The following is a 1,370-nucleotide window of genomic DNA, read 5'->3' on the forward strand; positions in this document are numbered from 1 at the left end:
TTATGGTTGTAGCCTGCGTTTCGGTCGGGGCTTGGATAGTTTCGGGTTCATCTGGGGTGGTTGACGATGTTTCATTCCGTCGACGAGGTTGATGTTGACCTGACCACCTGGTGGCCGGTGGCTCAACGTGATCGGCAGGGGCACGCTGAAGAGGAATTCACCGTCATGGGCCGTGTAGAACTCCGCAGTGTTATCGGCTGTGACCGTGGAGTAGAGTCTGCGGTTTTTAAACCTCAGACCAATGTAGAGACCGAATCCGCACACGCGTACAACGCCATCTTTGCTCACACAGAGTTGGTCTGGGATGCCCCAATAGTTTGTTGAATGTGTCGTAGGCATCGTTAACGTAGGGGTATCGGTGGGAGGTATGCCTTGCTGAGCTGCCATGTCATCGGTGTTGGCCTCGTGTGAAGTTGCCGCTTCCGCGGGGCCGTTTAGCATGTCGGATACAGCTTGTGGATTGTGCGCCTGGTTATAGGCAACTACGCGGGCCCAGATCTGATCAGGATCGAGTGGTTGCGTAGGCGACGGTGCCTTGGGGAAAGTATCGAAAGCTTGGCGTGGTGTGATGTGCATCTTGCCGACCAGTAGTGATTGGTGGCGTCGTCGCTCGTTGTAAACCTGGCGATATTCAGCCAGATATGTGTTGACCTCGGCAAGGTTGACTGGGTGGCGTGCATCGAGGAACTGGGTCAACGTACGGTGAGATCGCTCGTCTTTTCCCTGGGTTGTCGGGGCGAAACCAGCAATAGCAAGTACACCTTGGCTGGCGAGCCAAGTTTCAGTAGCAGAGAGAAAACCCCGGTGGTAGGTGGCGAACGCATCGCCATTGTCAGAAAGGATTTCTTGAGGTTTGCCGTAGATGGCGAACGCTGCGGCCAGCGCAGCGCGCGCATCAGTACCGTTTTCCGGTAGAGCGAATGCTGTGGTTCCGACATCAAATCTGCTGGCATCATCGATGATCTGGTAAATCGTTACGAGCGTGTGCGCATGGTCGAAGAGGCGATAGACCAGTCCATCGATTTGCCAGAGTTCACCAACGAAATCGCGGGCGAAGCGCTTATAGGAACTCCGCGGCCGTTTGCGGGCATTGGCATCAACAAACCCAAGCTCTTGTAGCCACAAGGCGATAGTGGAACGCGAAGGGGCCCGATCGGCACCGACAGAGTCGAACAAGAAGTAGTAAATCGACCAAGGGCCATAATCCAAGCCTTGCTCCATCAAGTGTTGCCTGGCATGGATGACTGCGATTTTGTCGGCTTCGTCAAATTTCTTAATCGGATTCTTCGGGGCAGTCGAATCCGGCACAATACCTGCTCGGCCCTTCTGCGCTATCCGGTTTTTGATGTTGTGGTACGTCTGTCGCGAGA

General features: G+C 54.7%; 1 protein-coding gene. It reads right to left on the reverse strand.

All coding sequences use genetic code 11. The features are described 5' to 3' along the window. On the reverse strand, positions 1–1,370 hold a 1,370-nt coding region (locus tag HMPREF2129_RS10440), incomplete at its 5' end, for an integrase core domain-containing protein (protein ID WP_034666387.1).

Source organism: Corynebacterium tuscaniense DNF00037, assembly GCF_000759055.1.
Taxonomy (GTDB): Bacteria; Actinomycetota; Actinomycetes; order Mycobacteriales; family Mycobacteriaceae; genus Corynebacterium; species Corynebacterium tuscaniense.